Genomic DNA, 16,150 nt, shown 5'->3' with positions numbered 1-16,150 from the left:
ATGTGGGCTCGGGGGCAAGTGGCGGCTTCGCGTACTGCGATAGCTTCACGCGGTCACGATGATCACGGGTGGTGTCGGCCTTGCGGCCGTGGCGAGGCAGGGAGTGCGGACGTGGCACTGAGTGGTCGGCCTCTGGAGCCCGGAGCCCTGGACGAGCCGCTCATCACGGCGGTGGCCCGCCGAGCGGCCGAGATGCCGTCCGCGCCCGCCCTGACCTTCGTCGACTACGCCGCCGACCCGGCGGGCGAGCGGCAGGAGCTCACCTGGGGGCAGATGCACCGGCGGGCGCGCGCGATCGCCGCCCGGCTGCGCGAGGTCGCCGAGCCCGGTGAGCGCGTCGCGCTGCTCATGCCGCAGAGCCTGGAGTACCTCACCACGATGATCGGGGCGATGTACGCCCGGCTCATCGCCGTGCCGCTGTTCTCCCCTGACCTGCCGGGCCACGGCGACCGGCTGATCCGCTCGTACGGCGACGCGGACCCGTCCGTGGTGGTGACCGTGACGTCCGCGCTTCCGCAGGTGGAGCGCTTCCTGGACGAGCAGAGCGCGCCCCGGCCCAAAGACATCGTGCTGGCCGACACCGTGAACGTCTCGCTCGCCGCCTCCTGGCCGGGCGAGGAGATCGCCCCGGACGACGTCGCGTACCTGCAGTACACCTCCGGGTCGACCCGCGCGCCGGCCGGCGTGCAGATCACCCACCGGAACATCACCGCCAACGCGCTGCAGGTGTGGGCCGCGTACGAGGCGCGGCCGCGGGTGACGGTCGGCGTGAGCTGGCTGCCGTTGTTCCACGACATGGGGCTGATCCTGGCGCTGGCCCTGCCGCTGGTGCACGGCAACCACCTCGTCCTGACCGACCCGGTGGCGTTCGTGATGGAGCCGTTCCGCTGGCTGGAGCTGCTGTCCGAGCACGACGACGTGATCACGGCGGGGCCGAACTTCGCGTACGAGTACTGCGCCTCACGGGTGACCGAGGAGGAGAAGGCCCGGCTGCGGCTCGACGGCCTGTGGGTCGCGCTGAACGGCGCGGAGCCGATCCGGCCGGACACCGTGCGGATGTTCGCCGACGCGTTCGCCTCGGCGGGGCTGCGGCCCGCCGCGCAGTCGCCGGGGTACGGCCTGGCCGAGGCGACCGTGTACGTCTCCAGCAAGACGCGGGGCGAGCCGCGGTTCACCGCGTTCGACCGGGTGGCGCTGGCCGGGGGCGAGGCGCGGCCCGGCGGCGACACCGTCCTGGTGTCCTGCGGCACGCCGACCGGCCAGCACGTGGCCATCGTCGACCCGGAGTCGCGGATCGAGCTGCCGGACGGCCGGGTCGGCGAGATCTGGGTGAACGGCCCGAACGTCTCACCCGGCTACTGGCGCAACCCCGGCCGGACGGCCGAGGTCTTCGGCGCCGTCCTGGAGGACCCGGCCGGCGGGCTGCCCGCCGAGGGCTGGCTCCGCACCGGCGACCTCGGCGTCGTCCACGACGGCGAGCTGTACGTCACCGGCCGGATCAAGGACCTCATCATCGTCGACGGCCGCAACCACTATCCCCAGGATGTGGAGGTCAGCACGCAGGAGGCGCACGAGGGGATCCGGCGCGACCACGTGGCGGCGTTCGCGCTCGCCGGCGAGGACGGCGAACGGGTCGTCGTCGTCGCCGAACGCGCCCGGCGCGGCGAGGGCGTCCCCGTGGAGGACATCGCCCGCGCCGTACGGAGCGCCGTGAGCGCTGCCCACGAACTGCGGCTCGACGACTTCGTGCTCGTGGAGCCGGGTGGGGTCCCGCGCACGTCCAGCGGCAAGATCGCGCGCAGTGCCTGCCGGGAGCGGTACCTCGCCGGGACGCTGCCCGTGATCCGGTAGACGAAGGGCAGCGATGTTCGCCGGTCTGGGACGTCTCGTCCATCGACGACGGCTGAGCTGTCTCGCCCTGTGCCTGGCGTTCGCGGTCCTGTCCGGCATGTGGGGATCGGGCGCGGTCGCGCGGCTCAAGAGCGGCGGCTTCGACGACCCGCACTCCTCGTCCTCGCTCGTCGCCAAGCTGTCCGCGCAGTACTTCAGCAACTCCACGCCCGACGTCTTCGTCATCTACCGCAGCGACCGGCTGACCATCGACGACCCGCGCTTCCGCGGCGCCGTCACCACGACGCTCGCCCGCCTGCCGCAGAACCGGATCCGGGGCGTCCTGACGTACTGGAGCCAGACGCCGCGCGTCGCCGAGCTCGCGTCCAAGGACCGGCACGCGACGTTCGCCGCCGTGCAGCTCGCCGGCGACGACTCGGCCAAGGCCGCGTCGTACGACGCCATCGAGGACCTGTTCGGCGCGCCGGGCCTGAGCGTACGGGTCGGCGGGGGCGTGCCGCTGGCCAAGGAGTTCAACACCCAGACGCAGGGCGACCTGGCCCGCGCGGAGACGATCTCCTTCCCGGTGCTGCTGGTCCTGATGCTGCTGGTGTTCGGCAGCCTGGGGGCGTTCTGGCTGCCGCTCGTCGTCGGGGCGTTCTCCATCGTCGGGGCGTTCACCGTCCTTCGGCTGCTGACGATGGTCACCGACGTCTCGTCCTTCAGCGCCGAGGTCATCACGATGATGGGCCTCGGCCTGGCGATCGACTACTCGCTGTTCATCGTCAACCGGTTCCGGGAGGAGCTGGCGCGCGGCGCCGACCGGCCGACGGCCCTGGCGAACACGATGGCGACCGCGGGCCGCACGATCGCGTTCTCCGGCATCACGGTGACGACGGCGCTCAGCGGCCTGCTGCTGTTCCCGCAGATGTTCCTGCGCTCGGTCGGCCTCGGCGGCATGGCGGTCGTCGCCGTCGCGATCGTCGGCGCGCTGGTCCTGCTGCCCGCGCTGCTCGCCCTGCTCGGCCCCCGCGTGGAGTTCGGCCGGATGCCCTGGCGCCGCCGGTCCCGCGGGGTCCGGCGGGACAGCGGCCCGTGGTACCGCCTGGCGACCAGCGTCATGCGCCACCCGATCCTGTTCTTCGTCGGCGTCATGGCGATCCTCGGCGTGCTGACCACGCCGTTCCTGCACGTGCGCTTCGGCTCGACCGACGTGCGCGTGCTGCCCACGAGCAGCCCGAACCGCCGGCTGTACGAGGCGTTCCAGCGGGAGTTCCCGACCGGCTCGAAGGACCCGATCGACGTCGTCCTGTCCGGCGACCTCATCCCGAAGAACTTCGTGCCGTCGAAGAAGCGGCCGGTGCCGTCCTTCATCACCGACTACGAGGACCGGCTGCGGCACCTGCCCGGCGTCACCAGCGTGGAGATCACGGGGTACGCCGACAAGTACGCCGCGGTGCGCATCTCGGTCCGCCACCGGTACGCCGCGATGAGCGACCAGGCCCGTGACCTCGTCCGCCGCATCCGCGCCGTCCCGCCGCAGGGCGAGGCCCTGTACGCCGACGTGGGCGGCTCCACGGCCGCCCAGATGGACATGATGGACAGCCTCCGGCGTGGCCTGCCCATGGTCGGCGCGGTGATCGGGCTGGTCACGTTCCTGCTGCTGTTCATGGCGTTCGGGTCGATCGTGCTGCCGCTCAAGGCCGTCGCCATGAACCTGCTGTCCCTCGGCGCGTCGTTCGGCGCGATCGTGTGGGGCTTCCAGGACGGCCACCTCGCGGGCCTGCTGCGCTTCACCCCGACCGGCACGACCGAGCCGACGACCATCATCCTCGTCCTGCTCACGGTCTTCGGGCTGTCGATGGACTACGAGGTGTTCCTGCTCAGCCGGGTCCGCGAGGAGTGGGACCGTACGGGGGACAACGCCCGGTCCGTCGCCATCGGCCTGCAGCGTACGGGCGGCATCATCTCCAGCGCCGCGGTGCTGTTCCTCGTGGTGATCGCGGTGTTCTCCACGGCGGAGATCACCCTGGTCAAGCTCATCGGCGTCGGGATGTTCGTGGCGATCGTCGTCGACGCCTCGCTGGTCCGGATGCTGCTCGTCCCGGCGACGATGCGCTTCCTCGGCCCGGCGAACTGGTGGCTGCCCCGCCCCCTGCGCGCCCTCCACTCCCGCATCGACCTCGGCGAACACGAGGCCGAGGAGGGGCCCCCACCGGCCGCGGAGAGCGCCGCGAAGGAGCCGCCGGCCGCGGAGGATGCTTCGGGGGAGCCGCCTGTCGTGGAGCGGGTTGCGGCCGAGGAGGACGCACCGGCCCCGGACGGGACCCAGCCTCTGGAGCCCGCGCTCGTCGCGGCGGCCCCCGCGCCCAGGGCGCGGCGGCAGTCGCAGCGGCTGGCCGAACTGAGGGCGGAACGGAGGGCGCTGCGGCCCGTCCCGCAGCCCCCGGCCTTCCCCGAGCCGTCCGCCGCCGACGAGCCCGAGAGCACCGGCGAGTCGACGCTCGCCGAAGAGCTCGAGAGCATGGGCGAGCCGACGCTCACCGACGAGTCCGAGAACGCGGGCGCGCCGACGTTCGCCGACGAGGTCCTGCGCCGGGTCGCCGCCGTCAACGGCCGGCCCCTGGCGTCCCGCGAGACACGCGAGGAGGCGGAAGGCGGCCCGAGCGCCCCCCGTCCCCAGCGAGAGATCGTTCCCAACCCGGACGGCCCCGGGTGGCACTGGAAGACACCGGAGGATTGAGCATGCCAGGAACTCCGCTCCGCCGCGCCATCGCGTCGACCATGGGTGCGGCCCTGGCCGTCGCCATGGCGGGCGCGTCGCCCGCCGACGCGGCGAGCAAGCCGAGCAACAAGGTGCCGACGACCGCCAAGGCGAGCGACGGGGCGCGCGTCACCTCGCAGAAGTGGCTCACCAGTCACGAGGTCGACCTGACGGTGAAGTCGGTCGCGCTCGGCGAGTCGGTCAAGGTGCGGATCCTGGTGCCGAAGGGCTGGAAGACCTCGACGACCAAGCGGTACCCGGTGCTGTACGCCCTGCACGGCGGCCGCGACCACTACCAGTCGTGGACCCGCAGCACCGACATCGAGACCTACGCGTACAAGTACAACGTCATGGTCGTCATGCCGGAAGGCGGCGTGAACGGCTCATATACGAACTGGTACAACTACGGCAAGTACGGCACCCCCCAGTGGGAGACCTTCCACACCACGGAGGTCCGCGAGATCGTGGAGCGTGCCTACCACGCCGGGACCGCGCGCGCCGTCATGGGCAACTCCTCCGGCGGCGAGGGCGCCATCACGTACGCCGAGCGCTACCCGGGCCTGTACCGGTACGCCGCCTCGTACAGCGGCGTGCTGTCGATCCGGTCGCCGGGCGTGCCCGCGCTGCTGATGTTCACGATCGTCGGCGCTAACGACGGCACGGACCCGTTCCGCATCTGGGGCGTGCCGGGCCTGGACGACGTGAACTGGCGCCAGCACGACCCGCTGTACCTCATCCAGCGGCTCAAGGGCACGGGTGTCTACATCTCGTCGGGTACGACCGGCAAGCCCGGCCCCGGCGACAATCCCAAGACCGCGCCCTGGGACATCGGCCTGCTCAGCGAGCGGATGGTCGGCGCCACGAACGTGACGTTCCTGCAGAAGGCCCAGGAGCTCCACGTTCCGATCACCTCGCACATCTACGGCGACGGCCGGCACTCCTGGCCCGCCTGGAAGCGCGAGATGCACACCGCCTGGCCCAAGATCATGGCCGCCATCGGCGCCAAGCGCGTCTGACCCCCGCCGCCCCGCACCGCCGGGGCGCGTGACGCCGGCGGCCTGTGGTGGCGGTTGATACGCCTTTGCGGTGGACCGGCCGGATTTACGCCGAATCGGTCAGGCGGGCGGCGCGACGAAGTCCACGGCGGCGGAGGTGCCGACGAGCTCCACTTCGTCGCCGAGGCTGTGTTCGGCGACCCGTGCGACGACGTGCGCCGGTATGTCGTCGAGTGGGTAGGTGGAGTGAGCGTCACGCGGCAGTACGACGGAGAAGCCCCGGGCCAGAGCGGTGCGGGCGGTGGCGCTCACGCACATCTCCGAGAGCAGGCCGCCGATGGCGATGCGCCGCACCCGGCGCCGCTCGAGGAGTGCGCCGAGGGGCGTATGGGCGAAGCCGTCGTCCGAGGTCTTGCGGACGACGGCCTCATCCACGCCGGTGAGGCAGAGCTCCCAGCCAGGCCGGCCGGGCTCGTCGACCGCCCCCGCCGAGCCGTCGTTCTGCAGATGGATCACGAGGGCCTGGGCCTGGCGAGCCCGGAGAAGCAGGTCGGAGACGTTAGCGATCAGCCGGTCGGCTCCCGCGACCGCCGCATCTCCTGCGAGGAAGCCCTTCTGCATATCGATCACAACGAGGGCCTCGACCGGTGCGGGGCCGGCGCTCGCCGGTTCGGACATGCCGCCATCATCGCAGCGCCCGGGAGGCTCCCAGCGTGGCCAACCGTGCTGCCGTCCTGACGTTTTCGGCACTCACAACTCGGTGGCCGGCGATCACCGGTGCTCGCGAGATGCCGAGGATGGGGTCAGAAGTGCCAGCCGGCGGGATTCGAACACGATTCTCGCGTGATTCCCGAACCGGTCTGCGGGAAGCCACCGAACCGCTGGTGGTGCAGGTGGGCAAAGAAATAGCACATCTCCTCACAGTCCGCATCAAGCACAGCCATTTCAGGATTGCGGACCACCGCGGCGTAGTAGGCAGGACCGAGTGCGACGATGAAGCCTCGGGCATACAAGAAGCCGTCGTCGGAGCCGTCGGTGACCGCTTGGATGTCTGCGCGGTCGATGTCATAGAGCTTTCGCTCAAGGACTCGATCAAGTTCGGTCAGCTCTGCCGCTGATAGTTCCCGGCTCTGCTCCGTGAGGTTGCGCAGGAAATTCTCGAAGGCACCATCGATGATGGAGACGAGCGCGGAGTCACCATCATCGTCCGGCACGCGGCTCGCCAATGCCCGCCGCGCCTGATCGACGTCGTCACCCAACGGTTCCCACGCGGCTTCAAGCAGGCCCCAGAACCGCACTTCCTCATCCGGCGTCGGAAAGCGTTGACCATCCTGATCAGCAGTCATCCGCGGATGCTAATCACCCCCTCCGACAAACGCGACGACCCGTCTCTGACCTTCCGATCGGACTTGGACCATGACCGTTGACCTGCGGCTCGCGAGTCGACGTACTGATGCTTGCCGTCGGTGTTGACGGCGCAGAGCGCACAAGTGGGACGAGATCGGGTCAGCTGCGACGGCAAGGAGGCCGCAGTGGCGGCCGACTCGGGGTCCGCCTTCGCTGGAAGGTCGGCGCGCAGATGAGTCCCCGGATCATGTCGCCCGAGGCCACGGTCAGGTGCGCGCTTCCAGTACCGCTCGGGTGAGCTGGTCGGTGTCGGCCGCCTCGACCAGCCGCCACCCGGCCGGAACCCGCACCACCGCCCACCATGATCTGGTGCTCCGGCCGAACCAGAAGATGAGACCCGGGAACCGCTGTGAGATCACCCAGGCAGGATCGGGGTTCATCCAAGAGCCGCTGTAGGACCGGCGGGACGTACCTCCCCGAACGGTCGACGAGGGAACGCGCCGGCCCGCCGCAGTCGCCTCCGTCATGACGCGCCGCTCCCGTCACGTGCCTTGAGAAAGTCGGCGATCCGGTGTGCCGCCCCGGGCACATCGTCGGCCGCATGCCGGTCCGTGTCGTCGCGCCGCCACACGAACGCACCATCGACCATCTGGACCGACAAGCGAGGCGTTGTCAGGCTGAACCGCGCCGACAAGGCCGGACGCGCGTCGCTCATCTCGACCCGGATTCCGCGCTTGATCAGCTCCCGGCATAGCTCGGTCAGCCGATCGACCTTCTGGACGTGGCTCCACGTTCTGTAGGGGTGAGTCTCCCTTTCCATGCGCGACCTCCTTGCCGTATGTGCTGAGTCGGTGACTGTGCGTCCCATTTCACGCGCGCTGCGGCATGATGGGAGGAGCCCCGACCGTGGGCCGCCGACAGGCCCACAGCCCCTGACGGAGGCCGTCGTATGAATGAGCGAACGCGACTCCCGATCGCCCTGCTTCTCGCGCGTCTACGCGCCGAAATGCGGTTGTCCCAGGCCGATTTGGCGGAACGGGTCAACGGCATCTCAGGAGGCAATCTGACGCGTTGGGACATTTCGCGCTATGAACGCGGTGGGCGTATCCCCACCGTTCATCTCCCCGCTTTAGCCATCGCGCTCGGTGCCGAGTTGAGCATGTTGGAGGAGGCCGCATCGATCACAAGGGCGGTCCGCCGCGGCGAGGTTTCGGCCGTGATCGGGAAGGGCGACCACCGAGAGCGGACCCCTGACGATAATGATCGGTTGATCCGATCCGCGCGCCGCCCATCACGCGTCGATGCTGCCGTCGTCGCCGATCTGAGCGGGACTCTCGCAGGTCAGCGCCGTATCGAGGACATGATCGGGTCTGCGGCGATCATCGAACCGGCGGGGGAGCAACTCAAGCTCACCGTTCGGATCCTCCGGGAGGCACGTGGTTCTCTGGCCGACGATCTGGCCGCCACCGCGTCTGAAGCCTCGCAGTTCAATGGTTGGCTCCATACCGCCACCGGTCATCACGACGCCGCTGGCGCCTTGTACGACCAGGCGCTACGGCTCGGCATTCAGGCAGGCAAGGAGGACCTGGCGGCCACCGCCCTTTCCATGCAAGGTCACCTGGCATGGGTAACGGGTGATATCGGCTCGATGGCCGCCCTCTCGGAAGCAGCGGCCAGGACGGCCACGGCCACCGGAACCCGGACCGTCGCCATCCAGCAACGAGGCCGCGCACTCGCGATCATGGGCGACAAGAAGAGCGCGATCGAGGCCATTGGTGAGGCCGAAGAGGTCCTTGCCGGCAGGACATCCGGTGACGACCCGGACTCCCTCTACTTCTACGGGCCGGAATACCTCCGGATGCAGCGGGGCCTGATCCTGTCCTACCTGGCGGACGGCTCGACCGCCTCCATCCGGGCGGCCGATACGATCTCGGACGCCATCGAGGCTTTGGCTCCTGCCGTACGCGACTCCGAGTGGGTCGCCTGGTATCGCGTCCGAGCCGCTGCGGCCTTCGCCGCCGGAGGCGAACCCGACGCCGCGTCGGCGGGGTTGCGGCACGCCCACGCGATCGTCTCGGTGACCGGAGGCACCAGGACCCTCGGAGAAATCGCTCGCGTACACGCGCGCATGGCCGCCAAGTGGCCAACGCATCCCTGCGTCGTGGAGGTCGGAGAACAGATCGCCGGCTGAACACGCGATCGGCGATGTCTTGCGATCCGGGCTGTGCCGTCAGGAGGGACTTGTCCCTCCTGACGGCACAGCGCAGAGCGCGAAGACCGACCCGGCTGCAGCCTCATTTGCGGGTGACGGGAGTGACGATCATGTCGCCGTGGCTGGAGGTCGTGACCGTCACGACGCCCTCCAGGCGGCCGAGGAACTCGCGGAAGCTGCGGCATTCGTAGTTCTTCTCGTCGAAGGACGGGTCCAGGGTGCGCATCTTCGACTTGAGCCAGGCGCCCTTCGCCTCGGGCGTCGCGCTCTCTTCTAACGCGGACAGGACGAGCCGTTTCGCCTCGGCGATCGGAAAGGTGTCGCCGATGGTCGCGCGGGCCACCGGGTCGACCTCCGCGACCAGCGTGCCCCAGTACTTGTACTCCGAGCAGTTGGCGATCAGGCGGTTGCTCGCGCTGGCCTCGGTGCCGATGCCGACGATGTGCTTGCCGAAGCCGCGCAGTTTCTTCACCAGCGGCGCGTAGTCGCTGTCCCCGGTGGCCAGCAGGAACGTCGTCACCTCGGGCCGGGTGAACAGCACCTCCATCACGTCCACCGACATGTGGATGTCGACCGCGTTCTTCTGCTGCGCGCCGAGGCGTACGACCTGGATCGGGTCGATTCCGTTGAGGTCCAGATCCTTGAGGAACCGCGCGAACTCCGGTTTCGACCAGTCGGCGTACGCTCGCCGGATCGACGCGTGCCCGTAGCGGCGGCACAGCCCTTCCAGCACTTTGTACGGCACCGGGTTCGTCACCTGGCCGGGAAGCGTCGTCTTCGCGTTGATCGACAGATTCTCCAGGTCGATGAACAGTGCGACCTGGTCGTTCCCGTTGTTGTCCGCCATGGCGTTCCTTTCGGCGGGATCGGATGCCCTTCGCGACAGATGAGACGCCGACGATCACGGAAAAGATGGCACCGTGAGCGAAGCGTGACGCTTTCGCGCGCGGACGGCACGGACGCGTACGAAGTTCGTGTGAAGACGATCACCGCGTTTCCGCTGATCAGCCGGGATGTCACGGCGAACTCTCGCCGGGGCGCGGGCATCTCCTTCAGTGTTCCGGATCTGATTCCGCTGGGAGGCTCACGAATGAAGCTCAAGCGCCTGCGTTCCGCCGTTGTTCTCGCCTGCGGAGGCGGTCTGGTCGCCCTCTCCGTCACCGGGTGCAATGTCGGCGGGGACAAGCCGAAGCCCCCCTTCGACGCGGAGCAGCCGTCGTCCAGCCCGACCGCGTCGTCGTCGGCCTCGTCCACGGGGAGCAGTGGTGGGAACGCGGGAGGTACGACGGGTCACACGACGACGGCCTCGAACAGCGGGACCATGCCGACCTGCATGGCCGCCGAGCTTCGCGCCGATCTTCAGGTGCAGAACTCGAACTCCGAGGAGAAGGGCATCGGCATGCTGATTCTGACCAACCGGTCGAATCACCAGTGCCTGATCCCGGCCGGGTGGGCGCCGATCGGCGCGGGCGGGCCGGACTATCGGCCGTTGCCGGCGACGCGCCAGAACTACCCCGGCAGGGGGAGGACGATCGCGCTGCGCGCCGGGAACTCGGTGTTCGCGGGAATGAAGTGGCACACCGGCCCGGACTGCGGCGGGGTCACCTCCGGTCTCGGTGTCGCCTGGAACAGTTCCTGGATCCCGCTCACGTACTCCGGGGACAGCGGCCAGAAGCCGCCGATCTGCGACTCCATCGTCCTCGGCACCATCCAGCCCATCACGGACGGCGTCAACTTCACCTGACCCGCCGGGCCTGATCCCGCCGATCGGCGCAGTCAGACCGGCGGGTCGGTCCGCAGCAGGCTGTAGGTCACGCCGTCTCGCCAGGCGCCGTCGCGCCAGCCGATGCCGCGCATGACGCCCTCGCGGGAGAAGCCCGCCTTCTCCAGCGCCCGCTGCTCGGCGATGTTCTCCACCTCGGTGTCCGCCTCGATCCGGTGGACCGTGGTGTGGGCGAAGAGGTAGCGCGCGAGCAGCCGGTGCGCCTCCGTGCCGTACCCGTGGCCGCGGGCCTCGGGCAGCAGCGCGATGCCCATGCTCCAGCAGTGGGCCGCCGGCGTCGTCTGCCGGCGGCGCCAGGCCACGAAGCCCAGCCGCTCCTCGCCCCGTACGACCATCAGCGTCCCGCCGTCGTCGCCGATCAGACCGCTCTCGGCCCACCGCCGCCGGTAGCGCCCCGGGTCGAACCACCCGAACCGCGCGAACGTCCCCGCCTTCTCCGGGTCCTGGGTCAGGTCCTCCAGGATCTGCAGGTCGTCCTCCTCGACCGGGCGCAGCCGCACCGGATCAGCCATGGGCGCGACCCCTCTCCCTGGAGGGCGACGGTGCGGACCGGCCGGCGACGCGTTCCTGGATCGCCGCCAGCAGCGCGTCCCCGTGCGGGAGCAGGTAGAAGTGGTCGCCGGGGTAGACCTGCAGCGCGAACGCGCCGGTGGTGACCTCCGCCCAGCGTTCGGCCTGCGCGGGCGTGACGACCGGGTCGGCGTCCGCGGTGAAGGCGGTGATCGGGACGTCGAGGGGCGGGCCGGGCGCGTGCCGGTAGCCCTCCAGCAGCCGGAAGTCGCTCCGGATGTACGGGAGGACGAGTTCGCGCAGTTGCGGGTCGGCGAGGGCCTGTGCGTCCGTCCCGCCGAGCCGGACCAACTCGGCGACGAGGACGTCGTCGTCCTTGTCGTGGATGACCTCCTCGGCCGGTTTGACCGGGCGGTCGTCGGGGGCGCGGGAGGCGGAGACGAACAGGTGCGCCGGCGGGGTGCCGCGCGCGGCCAGCAGGCGGGCCGTCTCGTACGCGATGGTCGCTCCCATGCTGTGCCCGAACAGCGCGACCGGCCGGTCCAGCAGCGGCAGCAGCGCCTCCGTGACGGCGCGGGCGACCTCGACCGCGTCGTCGACCAGGGGCTCGAACAGCCGGTCCGCCCGGCCGGGGTACTCCGCGATGCGGACGTCGAGCTCCGTGGCCGCCAGGGCCCACGGCCGGTAGAACGCCGCCGACCCGCCGGCGTGGGGGAAGCAGATCAGCCGCGTGGCCGCGGCGGGCCGGGCCTGGAAGGTGCGGATCCAGCCCGGCACGTCAGCCCCTCTCGTGTTGTTCCATGGCCGCGATCAGGCTCTTCGGGCGCATGTCGGTCCAGTGCTCGTTGACGTAGTCGAGGCACGCCTGCCGGGTGTCCTCGCCGTGTGCGACGGTCCATCCCGCGGGGACGTCGGCGAACGTCGGCCACAGGGAGTGCTGCCCCTCCTCGTTGACGAGGACGAGGTAGCGGCCGTCGGGGTCTTCGAACGGGTTGGTCATGGAACCAGACTCTCCTTCAACTTGGCGGCGATGTGGGCCAGTGGGCCGGGATCGGCCATCTCGGTGTGCGCGCAGTCGACCGTGTACGGCTCGACGCGGGCGGCGTAGGGCGCCCACACGTCGGCGGGCGGCGCCTCGGTGTTGCGCGTGGCGATGAACAGCAGCAGGTCCCCGTCGAACCGCCCGGGCACGAACCTCCGCCCGTTGCGCAGGGCGTTCAGGTAGGCGCGGTAGAGGCCCTCCAGGCGGTGGACGTCGATCCCGCCGAGCGCGCTGCCCTCCAGGAGACCGGCGACGTCCTCCGCAGTCACGTCCTCGGGCACCGCGAACCCGAGGTCGCGGAGCAGGTCGGGGAGCGGCACCTCGGCGTCCGGGTCCCCGTCGAGGGGGTAGGCGTCCATGAGCGCGAGGAGGGCGACCTGTTCGCCGTCGGCCCGCAGCCGTACGGCCATGGCGTGTGCGATCAGGCCGCCGAGCGACCAGCCCAGCAGGTGGTACGGGCCGTGGGGCTGGACGCCGCGGATGACGGCGACGTAGTCGGCGGCCATGTCCTCCATCGATCCGGGCAGGTCCTCGTCGCGGGCGATGCCGCGGGCCTGCAGGCCGTACACCGGCCGGTCCGGCAGGTGGCGCAGCAGCCCGGCGTACGACCAGGCCACCCCGACGGCGGGGTGCACGCAGAACAGCGGCGGCCGGTCGCCCCGCGCGCGCAGCGGCAGGAGCACGTCGAGCGGCGCGGTCCCGCCGGCGGGCGCCGCGTCGAGGCGGAGGGCGAGCGCCGCGACGGTCGGCGCCTCGAACACGGTGCGGACCGGCAGGTCGGCGCCCAGCTCGGCGCGGACCCGGCCGGCCAGGCGAGTGGCGAGCAGGGAGTCGCCGCCGAGCTCGAAGAACCCGTCCTCGACGCCGACCCGGTCCAGGCCCAGGACCTCGGCGAACAGGCCGCACAGGACCTCCTCCAGCGGCCCCAGCGGCGGGCGGGAGGCCACGGATAGCTCCGGCGCGGGCAGCGCCGCGCGGTCGAGCTTGCCGCTCGGGCTGAGCGGGAGGGCGTCCAGGACGACGACGGCGGAGGGGACCAGGTGGCCGGGGAGGGTTCGCGCCGCCGCCCGCCTCAGCTCGGCCGGGTCGGCGTCGCCGGTGACGTACGCGACGAGGCGCCGGTCGCCCGGCCGGTCCTCGCGGACGACGACGGCGGCCCGCCCGACGCCGTCCTGCTCGGCGAGCACCGCCTCGATCTCGCCCGGCTCGATTCGGAAGCCGCGCACCTTGACCTGCGTGTCCGTACGGCCGAGGTACTCCAGGCGGCCGTCGGCCCGGCGCCGGACGAGGTCCCCGGTCCGGTACATCCGGCCCGGCCCGAACGGGTCGGCGACGAAGCGCTCGGCGGTCAGTGCGGGCCGGTTCAGGTAGCCGCGGGCCAGGCCGATCCCGGCGACGTACAGCTCACCGGGCACGCCGGGCGGGACGGGCCGCAGCCGCCCGTCGAGCACGTACACCCGCGCGCCGGTGATCGGCAGGCCGATCGTCGTGGCGTCGCCGGTGAGCGGCGCGCTCATCGTCGCGGCCACGGTGGTCTCCGTCGGCCCGTACGCGTTGATCATCCGGCGGCCGGGCGCCCAGCGTTCGACGAGGCCGGGCGGGCAGGACTCGCCGCCGACGACGAGGGTGCGCGGGTGCGCCAGGCCGTCGGCGTCGACGCCCGCGAGCACGGCCGGGGCGACGAAGCCGTGCGTCACCTCCCGGAGCACGTCGCGGAGCGCCTCGCCGCCGTACACGTCCGGGGGCACGATCGTCACCGTCCCGCCCGACGCGAGCCCCATGAGCAGCTCGAACACCGAGGCGTCGAAGCTCGGCGAGGCGAAGTGCAGCGTACGGTCGCCCGGCGCGAGGCCGAACCCCTCGATCTCGGTCGCGGCGAGGCTCGCCAGGCCCGCGTGCGAGACGACCACGCCCTTCGGCCGCCCGGTCGACCCGGAGGTGTGGATGACGTACGCCGCGTTCTCCGGCCGGACGGGCCGCGTGCGGACGTCGCGCCCGGCCGCCGGCGGGGACAGGCGCGGCCCGTCGTACGGAAGCGGCACGCCGGGTCGGGCGATCACGCAGGCGGGCCGGGCGTCATCCAGCATGAACGCGACGCGGTCCGGCGGATGGCCGGGGTCGATCGGCAGGTACGCGCCGCCCGCCCGGCTCACGCCCAGGGCCGAGACGACGAAGTCCACCGACCGGGGCAGCGCGATCGCCACGATCGTCTCCGGGCCGACGCCCAGCGCGGTCAGCTCCTCGGCGAGCGCACCGGCCCGCGCCCACAGCTCCGCGTACGTGAGCGTCGTGTCCCTGGAGGTCACGGCCGGGGCGTCGGGCGTGCGCCCGACCCAGGTCCCGACCAGCTCCGGCAGCGTACGGGGCGGCGCGGCGGGCGGCCCGGCGGCCCAGTCGCCCAGGATCCGGTCGCGTTCGCCGGGCAGCAGAATGTCCAGGTCGCCGACGGGGGCGTCGGGGCGCGCGGCCATCGCGCGCAGCAGCCGCTCGACGCGGGCGAGCAGCAGCGCGGCCTCCGCGTCGTCGTACACGTCGGGCCGGTGGTCGAGCCGCAGCCACAGCCGGTCGCCGCCGAGCGGCGCGGCGACCAGGGCGAGGGGGTAGTGCGTCGCGTCGAAGAGATCCACGCGGGTCAGTCGTACGTCGCCGAGCGCGGTATCCCCAGGCTGGGGATAATTCTCGAACGCGGTCATCGTGTCGAACAGCGGCGTCCGGCTGATCTCGGTCAGCCCGGCGTGCTGGTGCGGGAACAGCTCGGCCTGCTCGTCCTGCAGCCGCGTGAGCAGGGCCGCGACGGACCGCTCCTCGTCGATCCGCACCCGGACCGGGACCGTGTTGACGAACAGCCCGACCATCCGCTCGACGCCGGGGATCTCCGGGGGACGGCCGGACACCGCCGCCCCGAACACGACGTCGTCGCGGCCGGTCAGCCGGGACAGCAGCAGCCCCCACGCGCCCTGGACGAGCGTGTTGGGGGTGAGCCCGTGCCGCCGGACCGCCGACAGGTCCAGCGCGACCTCGGTGGTGACCCGGCGCGGCGGCATCGGCGGCCCGGCCGCCGTCGCGGGCGCGACCAGCGTGGGCTCCTCGACGCCGTCGAGGGCCTTCGCCCACGCCTCGCGGGCCGCCGTACGGTCCCGGCCGGCCAGCCACTCCAGGTACCGCTTGTACGGCGTGACCGGAGGGAGCGCGCCGCCGAGGTACAGCGTGAAGAACTCCTCCGCGAGGACCGGCATCGACCAGCCGTCCAGGAGGATGTGGTGGCTCGTGACGATGAGCCGGTTACGCTCCGGCCCGCCGGGGACCAGCGTGAACCGCAGCAGCGGCGGCCGCGCCAGGTCGAACGGCCGGGCGCGCTCCCGCTCGGCGACGGCGCCGGGCTCGCCGGTCGCCTCCTCCCAGGGCAGGGCGACCTCGCGGTGGACGAGCTGGACCGGTTCGCCGTTCTTGCGCTGCCGGAAGCCGCAGCGCAGGTTCGCGTGCCGGGCGAGCAGCGCGGACGCGGCGCGCTTCAGCGCGACGACGTCCAGGGGGCCCTCCAGGTCGAGCACGAGCTGCGTCGCGTACAGGTCCCGGTCGTCCAGCACGGCGTGGAAGTACAGCCCCTGCTGGAGCGGGGACAGCGGCAGGACGTCCTCCAGCCGCCCGCGTCCGGTCGTCACAGATC

14 protein-coding genes are annotated in these 16,150 nt (G+C 71.4%); 5 read left to right on the top strand and 9 right to left on the bottom strand.

Going from position 1 to position 16,150, the window contains the following annotated elements; genetic code table 11:
* Positions 1-111: 111 nt before the first annotated feature.
* Genes NE234_RS15950 through NE234_RS15940 form a run of 3 tightly spaced genes read left to right on the top strand, consistent with a single transcriptional unit; the run spans position 112 to position 5,610 of the window.
* Complete coding sequence (locus NE234_RS15950; RefSeq protein ID WP_308206892.1) at positions 112-1,851, top strand: fatty acyl-AMP ligase; 1,740 nt, start codon at positions 112-114, stop codon at positions 1,849-1,851.
* Positions 1,852-1,864: 13 nt separating this feature from the next.
* Positions 1,865-4,573 (top strand): MMPL family transporter, encoded by a 2,709-nt coding sequence (locus tag NE234_RS15945; RefSeq protein ID WP_252781066.1) that lies wholly within the window; start codon positions 1,865-1,867, stop codon positions 4,571-4,573.
* Positions 4,574-4,575: 2 nt separating this feature from the next.
* Positions 4,576-5,610 (top strand): alpha/beta hydrolase, encoded by a 1,035-nt coding sequence (locus tag NE234_RS15940; RefSeq protein ID WP_252781065.1) that lies wholly within the window; start codon positions 4,576-4,578, stop codon positions 5,608-5,610.
* A gap of 99 nt (positions 5,611-5,709) precedes the next feature.
* Here the strand turns inward: NE234_RS15940 and NE234_RS15935 are convergent, their stop codons facing one another.
* The 4 genes from NE234_RS15935 to NE234_RS15920 form a co-directional block, all read right to left on the bottom strand.
* Complete coding sequence (locus tag NE234_RS15935; RefSeq protein ID WP_252781064.1) at positions 5,710-6,267, bottom strand: isochorismatase family protein; 558 nt, start codon at positions 6,265-6,267, stop codon at positions 5,710-5,712.
* A 125-nt stretch (positions 6,268-6,392) separates the two neighbouring features.
* The gene (locus NE234_RS15930) at positions 6,393-6,935 is read right to left on the bottom strand and encodes a DUF4240 domain-containing protein (protein ID WP_252781063.1); all 543 of its coding nucleotides are present in this window, start codon (positions 6,933-6,935) and stop codon (positions 6,393-6,395) included.
* Between the two features lie 267 nt (positions 6,936-7,202).
* On the bottom strand, positions 7,203-7,376 hold the full coding sequence (locus tag NE234_RS15925; protein ID WP_252781062.1) for a hypothetical protein: 174 nt from the start codon (positions 7,374-7,376) through the stop codon (positions 7,203-7,205).
* Between the two features lie 83 nt (positions 7,377-7,459).
* Positions 7,460-7,756: a hypothetical protein gene (locus tag NE234_RS15920; protein ID WP_252781061.1), complete on the bottom strand. Its 297-nt coding sequence runs from the start codon at positions 7,754-7,756 to the stop codon at positions 7,460-7,462.
* Positions 7,757-7,885: 129 nt separating this feature from the next.
* On the opposite strand from NE234_RS15920, the gene NE234_RS15915 reads away from it, so the two are divergent.
* The gene (locus NE234_RS15915) at positions 7,886-9,127 is read left to right on the top strand and encodes a helix-turn-helix domain-containing protein (protein ID WP_252781060.1); all 1,242 of its coding nucleotides are present in this window, start codon (positions 7,886-7,888) and stop codon (positions 9,125-9,127) included.
* Positions 9,128-9,230: 103 nt separating this feature from the next.
* On the opposite strand, the gene NE234_RS15910 is transcribed toward NE234_RS15915, so the two are convergent.
* A complete protein-coding gene (locus NE234_RS15910; RefSeq protein WP_252781059.1) occupies positions 9,231-9,995 on the bottom strand; it encodes an NYN domain-containing protein in 765 nt (254 codons plus the stop codon).
* 243 nt (positions 9,996-10,238) lie between these two features.
* On the opposite strand from NE234_RS15910, the gene NE234_RS15905 reads away from it, so the two are divergent.
* Entirely contained in the window at positions 10,239-10,892 is a 654-nt protein-coding gene (locus NE234_RS15905) for a hypothetical protein (protein WP_252781058.1), read from the top strand.
* 32 nt (positions 10,893-10,924) lie between these two features.
* Here NE234_RS15905 and NE234_RS15900 read toward each other — a convergent pair whose 3' ends face one another.
* The 4 genes from NE234_RS15900 to NE234_RS15885 are packed head-to-tail and all read right to left on the bottom strand — an operon-like array spanning position 10,925 to position 16,145.
* On the bottom strand, positions 10,925-11,443 hold the full coding sequence (locus tag NE234_RS15900; RefSeq protein WP_252781057.1) for a GNAT family N-acetyltransferase: 519 nt from the start codon (positions 11,441-11,443) through the stop codon (positions 10,925-10,927).
* Positions 11,436-12,218, bottom strand: coding sequence for a thioesterase II family protein (locus NE234_RS15895; protein ID WP_252781056.1), 783 nt, complete (start codon positions 12,216-12,218; stop codon positions 11,436-11,438). The genes NE234_RS15900 and NE234_RS15895 overlap by 8 nt, the downstream gene beginning before the upstream one ends.
* A gap of 1 nt (position 12,219) precedes the next feature.
* The gene (locus NE234_RS15890; RefSeq protein WP_252781055.1) at positions 12,220-12,441 is read right to left on the bottom strand and encodes an MbtH family protein; all 222 of its coding nucleotides are present in this window, start codon (positions 12,439-12,441) and stop codon (positions 12,220-12,222) included.
* Positions 12,438-16,145, bottom strand: a complete 3,708-nt coding sequence (locus NE234_RS15885) for an amino acid adenylation domain-containing protein (protein WP_252781054.1) — start codon at positions 16,143-16,145, stop codon at positions 12,438-12,440. The genes NE234_RS15890 and NE234_RS15885 overlap by 4 nt, the downstream gene beginning before the upstream one ends.
* Positions 16,146-16,150 lie beyond the last annotated feature (5 nt).

Source organism: Actinoallomurus rhizosphaericola (assembly GCF_024055675.1).
Taxonomy (GTDB): Bacteria; Actinomycetota; Actinomycetes; order Streptosporangiales; family Streptosporangiaceae; genus Actinoallomurus; species Actinoallomurus soli.
Note: the sequence above shows the minus strand (reverse complement) of the source record. Positions and strands in the feature narration are given on the sequence as shown.